This window comes from Rhodococcus sp. NPDC003348, from assembly GCF_053589375.1.
Map to the genome: position 1 here is coordinate 22,311 of NZ_JBSFRT010000010.1, position 15,430 is coordinate 37,740.

General features: G+C 69.7%; 21 protein-coding genes. 4 read left to right on the forward strand and 17 right to left on the reverse strand.

Features of this window, described 5'->3' with window-relative positions:
• Positions 1-223: 223 nt before the first annotated feature.
• From ACWDU4_RS09205 to ACWDU4_RS09255, 11 genes are all read right to left on the reverse strand, one after another.
• Positions 224-832: a PAS and ANTAR domain-containing protein gene (locus ACWDU4_RS09205; RefSeq protein ID WP_450113695.1), complete on the reverse strand. Its 609-nt coding sequence runs from the start codon at positions 830-832 to the stop codon at positions 224-226.
• Positions 833-868: 36 nt separating this feature from the next.
• Complete coding sequence (locus ACWDU4_RS09210) at positions 869-1,258, reverse strand: ATP-binding protein (RefSeq protein WP_450113578.1); 390 nt, start codon at positions 1,256-1,258, stop codon at positions 869-871.
• 35 nt (positions 1,259-1,293) lie between these two features.
• The gene (locus tag ACWDU4_RS09215; protein ID WP_450113696.1) at positions 1,294-1,704 is read right to left on the reverse strand and encodes an STAS domain-containing protein; all 411 of its coding nucleotides are present in this window, start codon (positions 1,702-1,704) and stop codon (positions 1,294-1,296) included.
• A gap of 152 nt (positions 1,705-1,856) precedes the next feature.
• On the reverse strand, positions 1,857-2,051 hold the full coding sequence (locus ACWDU4_RS09220; protein ID WP_450113579.1) for a CsbD family protein: 195 nt from the start codon (positions 2,049-2,051) through the stop codon (positions 1,857-1,859).
• 125 nt (positions 2,052-2,176) lie between these two features.
• Positions 2,177-3,325, reverse strand: a complete 1,149-nt coding sequence (locus tag ACWDU4_RS09225; RefSeq protein WP_450113580.1) for a carboxylate-amine ligase — start codon at positions 3,323-3,325, stop codon at positions 2,177-2,179.
• A 75-nt stretch (positions 3,326-3,400) separates the two neighbouring features.
• Positions 3,401-3,955: a DUF2231 domain-containing protein gene (locus tag ACWDU4_RS09230; protein ID WP_450113581.1), complete on the reverse strand. Its 555-nt coding sequence runs from the start codon at positions 3,953-3,955 to the stop codon at positions 3,401-3,403.
• Positions 3,936-4,205 carry a DUF7218 family protein gene (locus tag ACWDU4_RS09235; protein ID WP_450113582.1) on the reverse strand — a complete coding sequence of 90 codons (270 nt, stop codon included), beginning with the start codon at positions 4,203-4,205 and terminating at the stop codon, positions 3,936-3,938. The genes ACWDU4_RS09230 and ACWDU4_RS09235 overlap by 20 nt, the downstream gene beginning before the upstream one ends.
• A gap of 76 nt (positions 4,206-4,281) precedes the next feature.
• Positions 4,282-4,812 carry a DUF6328 family protein gene (locus tag ACWDU4_RS09240; protein ID WP_450113583.1) on the reverse strand — a complete coding sequence of 177 codons (531 nt, stop codon included), beginning with the start codon at positions 4,810-4,812 and terminating at the stop codon, positions 4,282-4,284.
• 2 nt (positions 4,813-4,814) lie between these two features.
• Complete coding sequence (locus tag ACWDU4_RS09245; protein ID WP_450113584.1) at positions 4,815-5,015, reverse strand: hypothetical protein; 201 nt, start codon at positions 5,013-5,015, stop codon at positions 4,815-4,817.
• A gap of 91 nt (positions 5,016-5,106) precedes the next feature.
• A complete protein-coding gene (surE, locus tag ACWDU4_RS09250; protein ID WP_450113585.1) occupies positions 5,107-5,862 on the reverse strand; it encodes a 5'/3'-nucleotidase SurE in 756 nt (251 codons plus the stop codon).
• The gene (locus tag ACWDU4_RS09255) at positions 5,859-6,833 is read right to left on the reverse strand and encodes a PfkB family carbohydrate kinase (RefSeq protein ID WP_450113586.1); all 975 of its coding nucleotides are present in this window, start codon (positions 6,831-6,833) and stop codon (positions 5,859-5,861) included. The genes surE and ACWDU4_RS09255 overlap by 4 nt, the downstream gene beginning before the upstream one ends.
• A gap of 177 nt (positions 6,834-7,010) precedes the next feature.
• Here ACWDU4_RS09255 and ACWDU4_RS09260 point away from each other — a divergent pair, with 177 nt between their 5' ends.
• Entirely contained in the window at positions 7,011-7,442 is a 432-nt protein-coding gene (locus tag ACWDU4_RS09260; RefSeq protein ID WP_450113587.1) for a cupredoxin domain-containing protein, read from the forward strand.
• A gap of 26 nt (positions 7,443-7,468) precedes the next feature.
• Here ACWDU4_RS09260 and ACWDU4_RS09265 read toward each other — a convergent pair whose 3' ends face one another.
• The 4 genes from ACWDU4_RS09265 to ku all read right to left on the reverse strand — a co-directional run bounded on the left by ACWDU4_RS09265 (position 7,469) and on the right by ku (position 10,977).
• Positions 7,469-7,744 (reverse strand): hypothetical protein, encoded by a 276-nt coding sequence (locus ACWDU4_RS09265; protein WP_450113588.1) that lies wholly within the window; start codon positions 7,742-7,744, stop codon positions 7,469-7,471.
• A gap of 55 nt (positions 7,745-7,799) precedes the next feature.
• The gene (locus tag ACWDU4_RS09270; RefSeq protein WP_450113589.1) at positions 7,800-9,929 is read right to left on the reverse strand and encodes a catalase; all 2,130 of its coding nucleotides are present in this window, start codon (positions 9,927-9,929) and stop codon (positions 7,800-7,802) included.
• 142 nt (positions 9,930-10,071) lie between these two features.
• Entirely contained in the window at positions 10,072-10,473 is a 402-nt protein-coding gene (locus ACWDU4_RS09275) for a hypothetical protein (protein WP_450113590.1), read from the reverse strand.
• Positions 10,474-10,977: a non-homologous end joining protein Ku gene (gene ku / locus ACWDU4_RS09280; protein WP_450113591.1), complete on the reverse strand. Its 504-nt coding sequence runs from the start codon at positions 10,975-10,977 to the stop codon at positions 10,474-10,476. It abuts the gene before it with no gap.
• A 247-nt stretch (positions 10,978-11,224) separates the two neighbouring features.
• On the opposite strand from ku, the gene ACWDU4_RS09285 reads away from it, so the two are divergent.
• On the forward strand, positions 11,225-12,148 hold the full coding sequence (locus tag ACWDU4_RS09285; RefSeq protein WP_450113592.1) for a universal stress protein: 924 nt from the start codon (positions 11,225-11,227) through the stop codon (positions 12,146-12,148).
• Positions 12,149-12,198: 50 nt separating this feature from the next.
• On the opposite strand, the gene ACWDU4_RS09290 is transcribed toward ACWDU4_RS09285, so the two are convergent.
• Together ACWDU4_RS09290 and ACWDU4_RS09295 are read right to left on the reverse strand one after the other, a co-directional pair.
• Positions 12,199-12,327 carry a hypothetical protein gene (locus ACWDU4_RS09290; RefSeq protein WP_450113593.1) on the reverse strand — a complete coding sequence of 43 codons (129 nt, stop codon included), beginning with the start codon at positions 12,325-12,327 and terminating at the stop codon, positions 12,199-12,201.
• A gap of 11 nt (positions 12,328-12,338) precedes the next feature.
• Positions 12,339-12,506, reverse strand: a complete 168-nt coding sequence (locus tag ACWDU4_RS09295) for a hypothetical protein (RefSeq protein ID WP_450113594.1) — start codon at positions 12,504-12,506, stop codon at positions 12,339-12,341.
• A gap of 214 nt (positions 12,507-12,720) precedes the next feature.
• Here ACWDU4_RS09295 and ACWDU4_RS09300 point away from each other — a divergent pair, with 214 nt between their 5' ends.
• Entirely contained in the window at positions 12,721-13,083 is a 363-nt protein-coding gene (locus tag ACWDU4_RS09300) for a cupredoxin domain-containing protein (protein ID WP_450113595.1), read from the forward strand.
• Between the two features lie 84 nt (positions 13,084-13,167).
• Positions 13,168-15,357, forward strand: coding sequence for an acyltransferase family protein (locus tag ACWDU4_RS09305; RefSeq protein WP_450113596.1), 2,190 nt, complete (start codon positions 13,168-13,170; stop codon positions 15,355-15,357).
• The last annotated feature ends 73 nt before the right edge of the window (positions 15,358-15,430 follow it).

A 15,430-nucleotide genomic window follows, 5' to 3' on the forward strand; every position in this document is an offset into this window, starting at 1 on the left:
CACCAGAACCCGCACTCTGCCCTCACCGGCAGGTTCGCGGCGGTGGCAGGCCCCCGGTCTTCGATGCGGTCGATTATCGCGGCCGCAATGTGGTCGAGCGCCGGTTCTGCCACATGAAGGAGTGGCGTGGGTTGCCTACGCGGTACGACAAACTCGCGATCTTTCACCGCGCGGCGGTGATGCTGAATGCCTTCATCGCCTGGGTCAGGCATTTGTCAGACGTCTAACTGCCGGTGGTGAGCAGGAGGTGGTCGAACCGGCCGCGAAGTCCCGCGGGCAGGTCCACCGCCTCGGGGAGTGCGGCGACGAGTTGCTCGGCGATCACCCGCAGTTTGACGTTCGATTCCTGGGAGCGCCAGGTCAGCACGTCGAAGGCGCGGTCGGCGTCGATGCCGTAGACCACCATCAGCGCGCCCTTGGCCTGTTCGATGACGGCGCGGGATTTGACGAGCCCGGGCAGCGTCTCGGTGATGGTCCGGTGGGTGTCGGCCTGAACTGAACTGGTGACGTCGACGTAGAACCCGGCGGTGCCGATCGGTCGGTCGCCCTCCATGATGCGGTGCCCGACCACCACCACGTGGCGGACGTGTCCTGCGGTGTCGACGATCCGGTGTCGGCTGCTGAACGGCTCGCCGTCGTGCAGGACCCGCTGCAGCAGGCCGGCGACGCCGTCGCGGTCGTCCGGATGCTTGTGTTCGAGCAGCAACTCCGTCGTGGGGGTGACCTCGCCGGGTTCGTAGCCGTGCATCCGGGCCACCGCGTCCGACCACTCCCAGCGTTCGCCGTCGAACAGGAAGCGGAAACTGCCGACCCTCTCGAGCCGACCGGACATCAGAACTTCGCGGAAGCCGTCGTCAGCCGTCGTCACCTAACAAGTCTGGCACCTGCCCGAGAGGCTTTCCACCTGCTTCGCAAACTCCACGACAAGCAGATGTCGCGCTTCCGTGTCGCGTCCGCGTCGGATCGACAGCCCCTCGACCATGTTCTGCAGGACATGCCAGCCGTAGCCTCGTTCAGACCACCTGCTTTCCTCGGGCGACCCAACTATCGCTGTGGCAGTGAAACGCAGCCGACGGCGCGTCGCGCCGAATCGACAGACCAACGAGGTCCCCGGCACCGCGGCACGGATCAGTCGGGTACAGGCTTCGTCGACCGCCATCTGCAGCTCGGCGATCGCGTCCTCGTCGAATTCGTGCTGTTCCCCGAGCACGCTCGCGACCTCGCGAATCCCCTTCGCCTGTTCCGCGTCGGCGGGCACGCACAACTCCACCGGTTGCCCGAACTCGTCGTCGCCTACAGACACAGGGCGGAGCCGGCCGCGCCGACAGCGGTCGCGCCACACGCGCGGTCGACCGTGTCGAAGATACGGAACCGCTGGAGTATGCCGGTCGCCGCCAGCGCACGCCGTACCTGTCGATCCGGTGCCACCAAGACAACTTCCACGCCGTCGTATCCGGCCCGCCACTGGGCGTCGCCGAGGATGAAACAGGCTGTGATGGACAGAAATCGGATGCGCGAGAGGTCGACGATCAGCGCGCGGCGAGCTGCAGTCAGGCCGTCGTTGAGACGAATGGTGAAGCCGTCGATCGTGGCGGCGTCGACGTCACCGGCCACGCGGACCACGGACGCACCGTTCGCCGATGCCTGCCGTCTCGTGGTCGAACCGTTGGTCGGACCGGAAGGGGAAAGGAGGAGGTGAAGCACAGCGGGCCCCTGACATCGTTGTACGCGATGTGGCTGTTGGCTCAACCGCGTCCCTTTCTACCAGAACATTTCCCGGCGTGCGGGCAGTCGTGCACCCACAGCTGCCCGCCGCCACCCGACCAATTGGGTGGGTGGCGGCGGGAACCGGGAGATCAGTCCTTGAAGGCGTCCTTGACCTTGCCTCCGGCGTCCTTGACCTTCTCACCTGCTTGCTTCAGGTTGCCCTTGGCCTGGTCGGCGTGGCCCTCGGCTTCGGTGTCCTTGTCTCCGGTGGCCTGGCCCAGCTTCTCCTTGGCCTTCCCGGCCAGCTCTTCGGTCTTGTTCTTCGCCTTGTCGACGGCACCCATGAGTTCTCCTTCGGGGTTCGGATCCGCCGCGAATACGCGACGGGCGGCCACTTCGGGTTCTCTCGACGACCGTGCGGCCCACTGTCCGGGTACCCAGGTGCGACGCGGTTCCAAACCCGCTCGTGTCAATCGAGGTGGGGGGCGCCCTGCAGCGTCCGCTGCGCGGACCGTTCCACCACCGCCTCGAGCGTGCCGCACTCGTGCCAGGTGCGGCGTTGCCACTGCGCACCGTTACCGGTGGCCAGCTGCCGGCGCACCAGGCGGTCGATGCGGGGATACTCACCGAACTCGTCGAGAGAGTCCCGGACATGCGCGATCAGCGCATCAATCATCGGCAGCGGCGCGGAGGGCGTCGCGGTTCGCGGGTCGATCGCCCGACCCGCCAGGCCATCGCGAGCGGCGATCCACGTTGCCGCACGAAGCGTTTCGAGGTCGACGTCGGGTGCCGCCGCACCGGCCGCGACAACCCGTGTGGACGTCGCAACCAGCGCCCGGATCAACGTCGCCAGCAGAATCGCCTCGTCCACGGTCGGCTGCACGTCCGCGATCCGTATCTCCACGGTCGGCAGGTGACAGGACGGCCGGATGTCCCAATAGACCATCCGCTCGTCCATCAGCAGACCGGAATCGACGAGGGTGTCGACCATCCGGTCGTAGTGCTCCGCCGATCGGAACAACGGCGGCGGCCCGGACGTCGGCCACCGGGACCACACGACGGACCGCCAGCTCGAGTACCCGCTGTCGGCGCCGCGGTGCAATGCACTGTTGGCACCGAGCGCCAGCAGCGTCGGCAGCCATGGGCGCACGTGATTGCAGACCTGGACGGCGAGTTCGCGATCGGGGACGTCCACGTGCACATGGCAGCCACAGACCGCCTGCTCGATCGTGAGGACCCCGAAGCGGTCGGCCATCCGCTGGTAGCGCTCGGCATCGCTGATCGGGATGCGCCACGGCCCGAGTATCGGTGTTCCCGCTGCCACCAGTCGACAGCCCTCCGAATGGGCCGCCGCGGCAACCTGGGAACGGGAGGAGAGGAGGTGGTCACGGAGGGTGCCGGTGTCCCAGCAGACCGGCGAGTTGGTCTCCACCTGACACTGGGACAGCTCCAGCTGCAGGTCCAGCCCCGACCGCTCGGCCGCGGCCACCACCGCGTCGTTGCACAGACTCGGTTGCCCGGTCTCGGAGTCGACCAGCAGGAATTCCTCCTCCACCCCGAAGGAGGGGCGCGCCGGATCGTCCGGCCGAGGCGGGGACGGGGCGGTTTCGGTGCTCACGAGCGGAGGATGCCCGGTACGCCGCGCAGGAAACACCGATCCGCGCCGGAGCTCGCGCGACGAAACCGGGCGGGTTCAGCGGTCGGCAGGGTTCCCGGGCGTACGACCGAACGCAATGTGGCCGCCGAGCGCGCCGCCGGCGCCGACGATCAGGACGGCAGCGAGGCTGGTCGCCTCGGCACGCGCGGTCGGTCCGTTCCTGCGCTGCCGGTAGGACGACACCATCGCCAGTGCGGCGAGGTTGACTCCTGCCGCATGCACCAGCCCGGCGCGCCGTTCCGTGGCGTCGCGGGTGGACCAGTCCGCCCAGCCCGTCAGGGCGGCGAACGGCACGGCGATCAGTCCGAGGCCGATCAGCCTGCGGGCCGCGCGATGATCACGGAGGAAGGTTTCTAGCAGGACCGCGGCCGTCCACGCGCCGATCGGAACGGTCACCACGATCGGGTGCACCGGGTGCCCGAGCCAGGAACCGCGGAGGGCCGCTCCGACCCTGCCGCCGAAGACCTGCTGGAGGCGAGCGTGCAGTGGATCGCCGACCTGATCGAGGCCTGTCAACGACTCCGGGATCGCCAGCACCTCTCGAACGCCGAAGGTGTCGGGCTGTGACAGATCAGTGGTTGCGGAGCGCATCGACGAGTTCCCCCTTGTTCATCTTCGAGTAGCCGGTGAGGCCGATTTCCTTTGCGCGGTCGCGCAGTTCGGGAACCGTGCGGTCCTCGTAGGAGTCGCCGTGTCCGCCCTTGCGACCCACGCTGCTGCGTCCCCGGTTGGCGGCGGCGTTCGAGATGCGCGCCGCTTTCTCCTTCGAGTCGCCCTGCTTGCGGAGCTCCTCGTACATCTCCTGGTCCTTGAGATGCGGATCGGAACCCTTCCTGGGCATCGTCTCCTCCTTCCGTCGGCGTCCATGTCGGATACCCACGGCCCGGTCCGGCGAAACCGTGGCGCTGCCGGTGCACTCACCCGTTCGCAGGATCACGGGTCGGGGGATCACGGCGGAGCAGCCACGGCCACACCAGCCAGAAGAACGCGAACATGATCGCCGCGAGGGCCCCGGCCAGGATCCCGAATTCGATCCCGGCGACCACACCGACGGTGAGGACGACGACGCAGGACAACGCGAGGCCGAGCAGGGCGCCACCGGCGATCGCACATCCGTGTGCGGTGGCGACGAGGGTCTCCAGGCGGTGCCTGCGGAACAGGATGCGGTGCATCCCGACCGGCGCGACGAGCAGCACGGTCGACGCCACCGCCGAGAGCACCGCCACCAGATACACCCCGCGCTCCACCTCGGAGAGTGTGTCGAACTTGGGCTGGAACGGCAGGATCAGGAGGAACCCGGTCAGCAACTGGACGCCGGTCTGGGTGACGCGGAGCTCCTGCAGCAGGCTGGCCCAGTTCCGGTCGAGGCGTTCGGTGGGCGTCTCGTGCCGCGCGGCACGGTCCCAGCCGTCGTCCGCCGCGGCGTGGTCGACCGGAGACCCTCGCATGATCACGTACTCGGTTGGGGGAGTTCGCAGTCGGTGACCTTCGGATTGACACCGACGTAGTTCAACGGTCCCGCGACCACCGTCACCGCGGTCGTGCCCGCGCCGGCACAGTCGCCGGGTGCGCTTTCGAAGTACCCCCGTTGATAGGCGGCGACCGCGCCGATGACCAGCCAGATCACCGCGACGAGCAGAACGATCCTCATGGCACACCTCACTCGGGTGGGGGGTGCCCCGCGGGGCGGAGTATCAAACGCGCGCAGAAAGTCGGCCCGTCGTGCTGCCGTCCCGCCGCGTTCATCGCGGCGCGAGCCCGTCCACGTCGACGTCCGGCGCCTCGGCGGGCGCCCGGAGGACCGTCGCGGTCGCCCAGCCCTGTCGCAGCAGACCGGCATCCGTGCTTTCGAATTCGCTCGCGCGCACACCGGTGAACGTGACCGCCAGGCGCGAGCTGGAGGTTTCCTCCATCACCGCCTGCACGGCGCCGAACGCGGCGAGCGAGGCGTACCGAATCCCCCGACAGGACGCGGGGGGCACATCCGGGATGTTGATGTTCAGGACCGTGCCGTTCACCCCGCTCGCGATCAGCCAGTCGATCGCCGAGCGGGCCACCGCTTCGGCGGTCGCCCAGTGCTCCGGCACGGCGGCGTTCATCGACAGCGCTGCCGCGAGCACGCCCTGGTTGGCGGCGGTGAAGGCGGCGCAAACGGTCCCCGAGTGCAGGACGGCCTGCCCGGTGTTCGGCCCGTGATTGATCCCGGACAGCACCAGGTCCGGTCTGGCACCGAATGCGCCAGAGGCGGAGAGGAACACGATCATCGCGGGGGAGGATTCGACCACCATGACCTCGACACCGGGAAGATCGGGGTACTCGCGGTGATCGACCACCAGCCGACCGTGCTCCTCGAGGCGCGTCAGTGCGGCACTCGAACCGCTGCTGTCCGAGGAGGGTGCCGCCACCACCACCTCGAGCCCGGCGTCCCTCGCCACCCGGGCGAGCACACCGATGCCGGCGGAGTCCACCCCGTCGTCGTTGACCACCAGCGCCCTCATCGGCCCGGGTCTCCGGTACAGCGCCGAACGACGACCGCGTCCGCGAGCCTGGCCACCACGGCGCGCTGTCCCATGGCCAGGCCGTGGCGCGTGACGTTCGCGGCACCGGCGGCGGCACCGAGTTTGAGTGCTCCCTCGATCGGGTCGCCGCGGGCCAGCCCGACCGCGATTCCCGCCGTCATGGAGTCCCCGGCACCGGCCGGGTCGGTGACGCGCAGGGGCGGTGAGACGACCTCCGAGAACTCCCCGCCGGACAGGACCAGAGCCGGCTCCGCCGCCCGGGACACCACGATCGTGCCCGTGCCCTCCTCGGCCAGTGAGGTCATGGCCTCAGCCAGATGTGACTCGGCTGCCGAGTCCACGTGCCCGCTGCCGAGGAGATCCTCGTGGCTGACCTTGAGCACCGTCGGCCCTGCGGACGCGGCGGCGGCCATGGTGTCCCCGGACAGGTCGGCGACCACGGCGATTCCCAATCCGGACAGGTCGGCGGTCAGCCGGGAGTACACATCGGTGGGTACGACGCCGCCGCTCCGCGTTCCCCCGAGCACCATCACATCGACCGACATGGCCGCGCCGAGCGCGATGCCGAACAGGTCGTCGGCCTCGTGCCGACTCAACGCCATGGGTTCGATGTCCGCGATCGTCCGCCGCTCGCCGTCCTCACCGCGCCGGTCGTGAATGTAGGCGCCGTTCGGTCCACGTGCCCGCACAGAGTGCACGTCGAGCCCGTCCCGAGCGATCAGGTCGTGCAGCACCGAGCCCGTCTCACCACCGAAGGCGCCGCACAGGCTCACCCGCGCGCCGGGGATGCGGGCCATGCGCGCCATCCAGAACCCCTGACCACCGGCGTGCACGTGCAGCTCATTGCTCCCGTCCGGCAGGTCCTCGAGCGTGATCGTCAGCACCGGATCGGGCGCGAAGACACAGATCCGCGGAGGACTGTCGGCGGTCGAACGGCGCGGTTCACTCATCGGTGACCGCATACCCGCCGGGCGGGTCCGGGAAACCCCGTCCTCGACGTGTGACCCTCCGGGGCGTCGGGTGCAGGACCGGACGCTCTGACCGGCTGACCGGGCCCGTCCCGACCACGGTTTCGGCTCGCGCCGTACCGGGTATCACGCGCGAACACCGACGGTCAGGAGCACGAGATGAATCGAACCGCGGGCGCGACCGTGGTAGGCGCCGCACTGGTCCTGTTCACCATGGCGGGATGCGGCGACAACGAACCGACCACGCCGGAGGCGCCGCAGACCTCCTTGCCCGGACCACACGGTGACAACGACACCGCCGAGGCACAGGACACCGTCGACGAGATCCCGGACAGTCCCGCCGGGCAGGCGGTGGTCACCGTTCAAAATTTCGCCTTCTCGACTCCGGCGACGGTGCGGGCGGGGTCGGAGGTGACGATCGACAACCGCGACGGCGCCGAACACTCCGTGACATCGGACACGGCGGGCGCGTTCGACGAGGACGTCGACGGGAACGCCGCCGCGACCTTCCGCGCGCCGACAACCCCCGGCACATACCGGTTCCACTGCAAGTACCACCCTGAGATGGTGGGGACCCTCGTCGTCCAGTGACACGGCCGTCCAGTGACGCCGCCGGGTCACGGCTCCGGGCGGTCCCCGTCGACATCGGGGTGCTCGGCCGCGGAGTCGACGTCGGGCTCCTCCTCACGCAAGCGCTCGTCGAGCGACTCGCCGCGGCGGGACTCCGCCTCGGTGGTGCCGAAGCGGTCGGCCTCCGCCCAGTGGTCGGGCGCGTCGTATCCCACGTCGATAGGATCGGCACCCAGGCGGTCCTCGTCCAGGGACTCCGCACCCGAGGCGGCTCGCTCTTCTTCCTCGATGTTGTCGGCTGGTTCACGTCGTGGTTCGGTCATGGATGGCCTGTGCCCGCACACGGGCCGGCCGAAACGCCCTGGCGGTCCGAGTTCGTCACGCCGGCACCGGGTCGGTGTCGCGATCCCAGCACCTGTGCCGGGAGACCGCGTCGGCGAACTCGGCGAACAGCGCGCTCGGCAGCGCATCGGACGCCGCGGCCGAGGAGATCACGCCGTGCGAGACGACCACGTCGGCCCGATCGGCCAGCTCCTCGCGAATCCCCGCCGCCCGCAACAGATCCAGACCCACTCCGAACGCGGCGATCGGTTTGGCGTGCTTGTATGCCTCGGTGACGAAGTGCACGGCGGCCCCGTCCGCGGCCAAGGTCGCGTTGCTCGACGGCCCGCACGGGACCACCACCGCGTCGTAGAGCACTGACCCCATCGTGTTGATCGCCCGATCCGCGGTGAGGGAGCCACCGGAGCCGCCGAGCATCGCGCCCTCCGTCGGGCCGAGAAGTTCGATCACCGCCCCCAGCCCCTCGAGCGTCTCCTGCAGGCGCTGCACTCCGACGACGTCGACGCCGTCGGCCACCAGCACCGCGATCTTGCGGGTTGCGATCCCGGCTGGCGCCTGACCGGTCTGGGACAGCGCGGGCGAGGCGGCGCCGTCACCGATCATCAGGTCGTGTGATGGCGGGGCCATGCCGACAAGGGGCGCGACCTCGGACGCCAGGGTGTGCGAGAGGAGGTTCAGTTGTGCGAGCACCCGGCCTCGCACGTCCACCGATCGCACCTTGCCCAGCTCGAACCCGAACGCGGCCACGATGTGCCTGCGTTCGACCTCGGACATGCTGTTCCAGAACATCCGGGCCTGGCTGTAGTGATCGTGGAAGCCGTCCGCGCGGATCCGAACCTTCGCCCCTTCCACCAGCTCGGCGCGATGCCGGTATCCGTCCTCGCGGGCGAGCGCGGGGCATCCGCCGCCGAGCGTGTTCTCCGTGTACGCGGTCCGGCCCTGGGGGATCCGGTGCTGACCGTATCCGTCCTGCTGGTTCGTCCGGACGTCCGCGAGTGGCCGGTTGACCGGCAGCTGGGCGAAGTTGGGGCCGCCGAGCCGGATGAGCTGGGTGTCGAGGTAGCTGAAGTTCCGTGCCTGCAACAGCGGATCGTCGGTGAAGTCGATGCCGGGAACCACGTTCGCGGTGTGGAAGGCGACCTGCTCGGTCTCGGCGAAGAAGTTGTCCGGGTTGCGGTCGAGCACCATCCGGCCCACCGGGAGCACCGGCACCGCCTCCTCCGGAATCAGTTTCGTCGCGTCGAGGAGGTCGAATGCGAAGGCGTTCTCGTCGGATTCGGGCACAAGCTGCACACCGAGCTCCCACTCGGGGAAACTGCCGGATTCGATGGACTCCCACAGGTCACGCCGGTTGAAGTCGGGATCCTTGCCTGCGATCTGCTGGCACTCCTCCCACAGCAGCGAGTGCACCCCGAGCAGGGGACGCCAGTGGAACTTCACGAACGTGCCCCGCCCGTCGTGGTCGACCAGCCGGAAGGTGTGGACCCCGAAGCCCTGCATCATCCGGTAGCTGCGCGGCAGTGCCCGGTCCGACATCAACCACATCACCGTGTGCAGGGTCTCCGGCTGCAGGGCAACGAAGTCCCAGAACGTGTCGTGCGCCGACTGCGCCTGGGGGATCTCGTTGTCGGGCTCGGGTTTGACCGCGTGGATCAGGTCCGGGAACTTGATGCCGTCCTGGAGGAAGAACACAGGAAAGTTGTTCCCGACGAGGTCGTAGTTGCCCTGCGCGGTGTAGAACTTGGTGGCGAATCCGCGCACGTCACGCACCGTGTCTGCGGATCCCCGCGACCCAACCACAGTCGAGAAGCGCACGAACACAGGTGTTTCCACGTCCGACCGGGTCAGGAACCCGGCGGAGGTGTAGGCGGACAGCCGGTCGTCGTAGGGTGCGAACACGCCGTACGCGCCTGCGCCGCGGGCATGCACCACGCGCTCGGGGATCCGCTCGTGGTCGAAATGGGTGAGCTTCTCCCGGAAGTGGAAGTCCTCCAGCAGCGTCGGGCCGCGCTCACCGACCGTCAGGGAGTCGTCGGTGTGCGCGACGGGCACGCCCTGCTGCGTGGTGAGGTGGCCGGTGGACCGGTCCACCCGTGCCGAGTCGAGTTGGCCGTCCTTGGGGTCCCCGTTCCGGGGCTCCTCCCGACGCGACGAGCGTTCCGCCATTTCGAGCACCTCCACACGTGTCCATCGGGTACCGATGTTCCGAACCGGGTGGCGAAGCGGGCGCCTGCGAGGGCGGACCGATCCGCACGCCTTCGGTCCTGCTGGTACCCGGTCGGCCCGTGTGGCAAACCCGGGGGAGGCCTCACCCCTGCGAACGGGCGCGGCGACGGCCGCCGGTTCCTCCCGTTCGGGACGAGGACTTCGTGGTGCGCCTCTTCGGGCTCGAGGCCTTCTCCTCGCCGGAACTCGTCGCCCTGCTCGAACTCTTCTCCTCGGTGGTGCGCTTGCCGGTGGTCCGCTTGCTCCCGCCCGACGACCGGGACGCCTCGATGCTGCTCGACAGTGCCTCGAGGAGGCTGGTGACATCCGCGTCAGGGGCCTGGGTCGCCGCCGGTGGCTCGACCGTCTCGTGCCCCTCGATCTTCGCCTCCACCAGTTCCTTCAGTGCCTTCCGGTAATCGTCGTGGTATTCACCCGGGTCGAACACCGGCTCGGACAGCGCGTCGATGAGCTGGGCGGCCATCTTCATCTCCTTCACACTCACCTACACCTGCGGAGGATCGGCGGCGAGGAAGTCGAACTCGGGGGACCTCACCTCGTCCGGCCAGAGCATGGTGTCGACCATGATCACGTCACGATGGACGCGCAGCAGGGCGAGCGACTCGCGCTGGCGGATCGCGATCTTCGTCACGGCCACCTGGCCCGACTTGTTCATCGCGTCGCGGAGCATCACGAACGGCTTCACGGCCGACTTCTCCGGCTCGAGGAAGTAGCTCCTGTCGAAGTAGATCGGATCCACCGATTCGATGGGAACGAACGCGAGAACCTCGATGGTGTGCGCGCTCGGCAGGGGCAGATCCGCGAGATCCTCGTCGGTCAGCACGACGACCTGTCCGTCCGCCGTCTCGTAGCCCTTCCCGATCTCGTCGAAGGGAATCTCCTTGTCCTCGGCCGCACAGAACCTTCGATGCCGCACACGGCTGCCGTCCTCGACGTGGACCTGGTGGAACGCCAGGTTCTGGTTCTCGGTTGCCGCGTACAGCCGCACCGGACGGCGACCAGCCCGAACGCGATGGTTCCCTTCCACATCGACCGCATCGACACCACACTCCCGGGCTCGAGTTCGCTTCGTGGCATACCCGGCCCGGGCGTGGGCAAACCTCGCGGGCGGTGACCGGAGATCACCCCTGGGTCTCGCCGACGCCCGCGCATCACGAGTTGGGGACCTTCGGCCCTACCCCGATTCCGCGGGGCCGGTCCACGATGGGAACGTTCGAGGTCGTGGAGGTCTCACCGTGGACGCTGTCGGGACGAGTGCGCCGGTCGTGGTCGGCGTCGACGGATCCACCACTTCCTTCGCCGCCGTCAGCTGGGCCGCCCGCGAGGCCCAACTCCACGGATGCCCGCTGCACATCGTCTCCGCGCTCGGCGCCGTCACCGCGACCGGGAACGGAATCCGCCTGCCGCCGAGCTATTTCACCGACCGGGACCGCGTGGTCCGCGCCAACCTCGACGAGGCCGCCGCGATCGCCCGCACCACGGACACCTCGACGTCCGTCACCGACGTCGTCACGTGCGTTCTCGACGGACCTGAACGACCCGCCCTGCTCGAGGCGTCCAAGTCTGCCCGGATGGTCGTCGTCGGCAACCGCGGACTGAGTCAGATCACCACGGCGCTCGCCGGGTCGGTCGCCGTCGCCCTCGCCACCCACGCCCACGGGCCGGTGGTCGTCATCCGCGGCCACGCCGGGCAGACGTCCGGCACCGGCACCGTCGTGGTCGGAGTGGACGGCAGCGAGAACAGCAGACCTGCGCTGGCGACGGCGTTCGAGGAGGCGTCACTGCGCGCGACCGGCCTCGTCGCGGTCCACACCTGGTCCCAGTTCGCGCTGTCCACGGCCTTCGACCGTCACCTCGATCTGCCGTGGGACGAGGTCGAGGTGGCCGAACAGGCGACACTCGCCGAGAGCCTTGCCGGCTGGCCCGAGCGGTACCCGGAAACGCCCGTGACGCGGACCGTGACCCGGGGACATCCGGCGAAAGCACTTCGGGATGTGGCGGTCGATGCGGAGCTTCTGGTGGTCGGCAGCCACGGTCGCGGCGGATTCGCGGGCATGCTGATGGGTTCGACCAGCATGGAACTGCTGCACACCGCGGAGTGCCCGCTCATGATCGTCCGCACCGATCGATCGGACGACGCGGCGGCGCAGGCAGACTAGCACCGGGGACCGGTACCCGGGCCGGCGCCGAGCTCGGTCGGAGAACCTTCTCAGAGCATCTCGTTGACGAGCGCGATCAGCACCAGGCCCAGCACGAAGAACAGGATGACTGCTCCGCCGAGCAGCAGCAGGTGCGGCCAGCTGTCGTCGGATCCGCGTGGGCGCCCGCGGCGGGTCACGGGTCACCGGATCACGATGTCGGCCGCTTCAGCACGGTCTCCCACCAGGAGTCCAACGGGCTGGGGTCCGGCCAGACGATCACGATTCCACTCTCGGCATCCACCGGCGGCTCGGCGGGTGCGCGGCCCTGCTCGACCCCACCCGACTCGGTGCCGGCGGACGTCCTGTCGAGACTCATCGCGACCTCCTCTGCGGCGCGGCACCGATGCGGCCCACGTTCGCGAGTGTCGGATACCCACCTGGGGGATATGGCAAACCTCGATGTGAATCCGACTCCGATGACACTCACTCCGCTCGATCGAACCACTCCCACCCGCTCGCCACCGCGAGGCCGGTGTGTGGCGTGTCGTTCGGCTGGGCACCCACTCGCTCAGGAGGACAACGTGAGAAGGATGAGCGCCGCGACCTGCGCGGCCGCCGCTGTGGTGGCTGTGGCGGTGGGTACCGGATGCGACACACCCGCCGGTGACAAGGCCCCGGATACGGGGAGGCCGACGGATGCCGCTGCGCTGGTCGTCTCCATCGAGGACCACTCGTACGTCCCGACGACACTCGCCGTGCGACCCGGCGTCGAGGTGACGGTCGGCAACGGCGACGAGGTCAGGCATTCGGTGACATCGGACGACGCGGGGGAGTTCGACGAGGACGTCGGCGGCCGATCGACCGCCACCTTCACCGCGCCGATGACGCCGGGAACGTATCGGTTCCACTGCACGTACCACCCGACGATGCGCGGATCCCTCGTCGTGGAGTGAACGCCGTCACCGGCGCAAACCCGCTCGCGCCGAGAAGCACGGTTTTCCCGCCACGCGAGTCGTGCCTCTGCCAAGATGGCGCGAGTGAATTCGGTTGGCATCGCGGAACGCTGGCGCCGCCCGGGCCGCGACCGCCTCGCCGATTCCGCCGGTGCGGCGTCCACGCCGGAAGCGACCTTTCGCCCGGACATCGAGGGCCTGCGGGCCGTCGCGGTCCTGGCCGTGGTTCTCTTCCACGCGGGCGTACCCGGCCTCGGTGGGGGATTCGTCGGCGTCGACGTCTTCTTCGTCGTCTCCGGGTTCCTCATCACCGGCCTGTTGTGGCGGGACGTGACCGCCACCGGTTCCGTCCGGATGGCCCGCTTCTACGGCGCCCGTGCCCGCCGCCTGCTCCCGGCCGGCGGTCTCGTGCTCGTCGCCACGGCGGTCGGTTCGGCACTGCTCCTGCCGCCACTGCAGGCACGGGACGCGCTCGGCGACGGGATCGCCAGTGCGCTCTACGTCGGCAACTACCGGTTCGCGATGCGCGGCACCGACTACCTCGCCGCCGCCACGCCCCCGTCACCGTTCCAGCACTTCTGGTCCCTCGGCGTGGAGGAGCAGTTCTACCTGGTGTGGCCGGCGCTGATCGTCGCGGTCGCCTGGGTGGTGCGGCGACGCTCCCGGGCCCGGACCGAGCCCTCGGCGCTGCCGTACCTGCTGGTCCTGGCGGGGGTGGCCGCCGGATCGTTCGCGGTGTCGCTGGCCTGGACCCACACGCAGCCGCCGTGGGCGTTCTTCTCGCTGCCGTCGCGGGCCTGGGAGCTGGCGGTCGGCGGCCTGGTGGCACTGTCCGTCCCGCTGTGGCGTCGGCTGCCCGCGTTGCCCGCGGCCGTCGCCGGGTGGGGCGGGTTGGGCCTGATCGCCCTCGCCTGTGTGTGGCTGGGGGAGACGACACCCTATCCCGGCACCGCCGCCCTGTTGCCGGTGCTCGGCACCGCGCTGGTGATCGGTGCCGGCTGCGCGGCGTCCCGGTGGGGCGTCGGCCGCGGCCTGTCGCTCGGGCCGATGCGGGCGATCGGCCGGACGTCCTACTCCTGGTACCTGTGGCACTGGCCCCTGCTGATCCTCGCGCCGGCGCTCGTCGGCCACGAGCTGGGCCTGTCCGGCCGACTCGGTGCGGTGGCGGTGGCCGCCGGGCTCGCGATCCTCACGCTGAACCTGGTGGAGAACCCCGTCCGATTCGCGGCGTCCCTGCGCCGCTCATCGGTGCGCAGCCTCGCGCTCGGCGGCGCCGTGACCGCGGTCGCGGTGGCGACCTGTCTGGCGCTGCTGATGGTGCGCCCCGTTCCGGTCGGCCACGGGCAGGAGGCCGCGGCCTTGACGGTCACCGCACCGACGCAGGTGGCGGCGCCCACCGCCGACCCGCACGACGTCGCGGTACAGGACCTGACCGCCCAGGTGCAGGCCGCGGTAACGGCGTCGGCCGGGTTGGGTCCCGTCCCGTCGAATCTGGCCCCGCCACTGGCCGACGCGCCCGCGAGCAAGCCGGAGGTGTTCCTCAACGGCTGCGTGCGCTCGTGGCTGGAGGTCGGGCAGGACGAATGCGCGTCCGGTGACATCGCGTCGCCGACCACGGCGGCCCTGGTCGGAGACTCGCACGCGGCGATGTGGAGTCCGGCATTCGAGTCGGTCGCCGAGCAGCGGCACTGGCGACTGGAGACCATGGGCAAGGTCACCTGCCCGCTCCTGGATCTGCCGTTGACCAGCCCGTATCTCGGTCGCGCGTACACCGAATGCGACCAGTGGCGCGGCGAGGTCGTCGCGCGGCTGCAGACCGAGCGGCCGCAACTGATCGTGCTGAGCATGTCCCGCCGGTACGGCGGCGACTTCGGTTTCGCGATGTACGGCCCGGAGTATCTCCGCAGCCTCACCGCCATGGTCGCGCAGCTCCGGGCGACCGGCGCGCGAGTCCTCGTCCTGGGACCGGTTCCGGATCCACGCGGTGTCGTGCCGGTGTGCCTGTCCGAGCACCTCGACGACGCCACCGCCTGCTCGCCGCAGCGGCCGGCGGCGCTCAGCGCGCCCGGCATCGCCGCCGAGGCCGCGGCCACCACCGCCGGAGGCGGCGAGTACGCCGACCTGTCCGACCTGTTCTGCACCTCCGACCGCTGCCCGGTCGTGGTCGGCAACGACCTGGTCTTCCGCGACGACAACCACCTCACGATCGAGCACGCGCGGGCGCTGGCACCGGTCGTCGGCGCGCTCGCGGACCGCGCCCTCGCCCCGCGCTGACGCGGCCGGATCGGCCGACCCCGACGCTGGGGATTCGTGCACGCCGTTCCGGGGTATGCCGGTGACGTAAGGC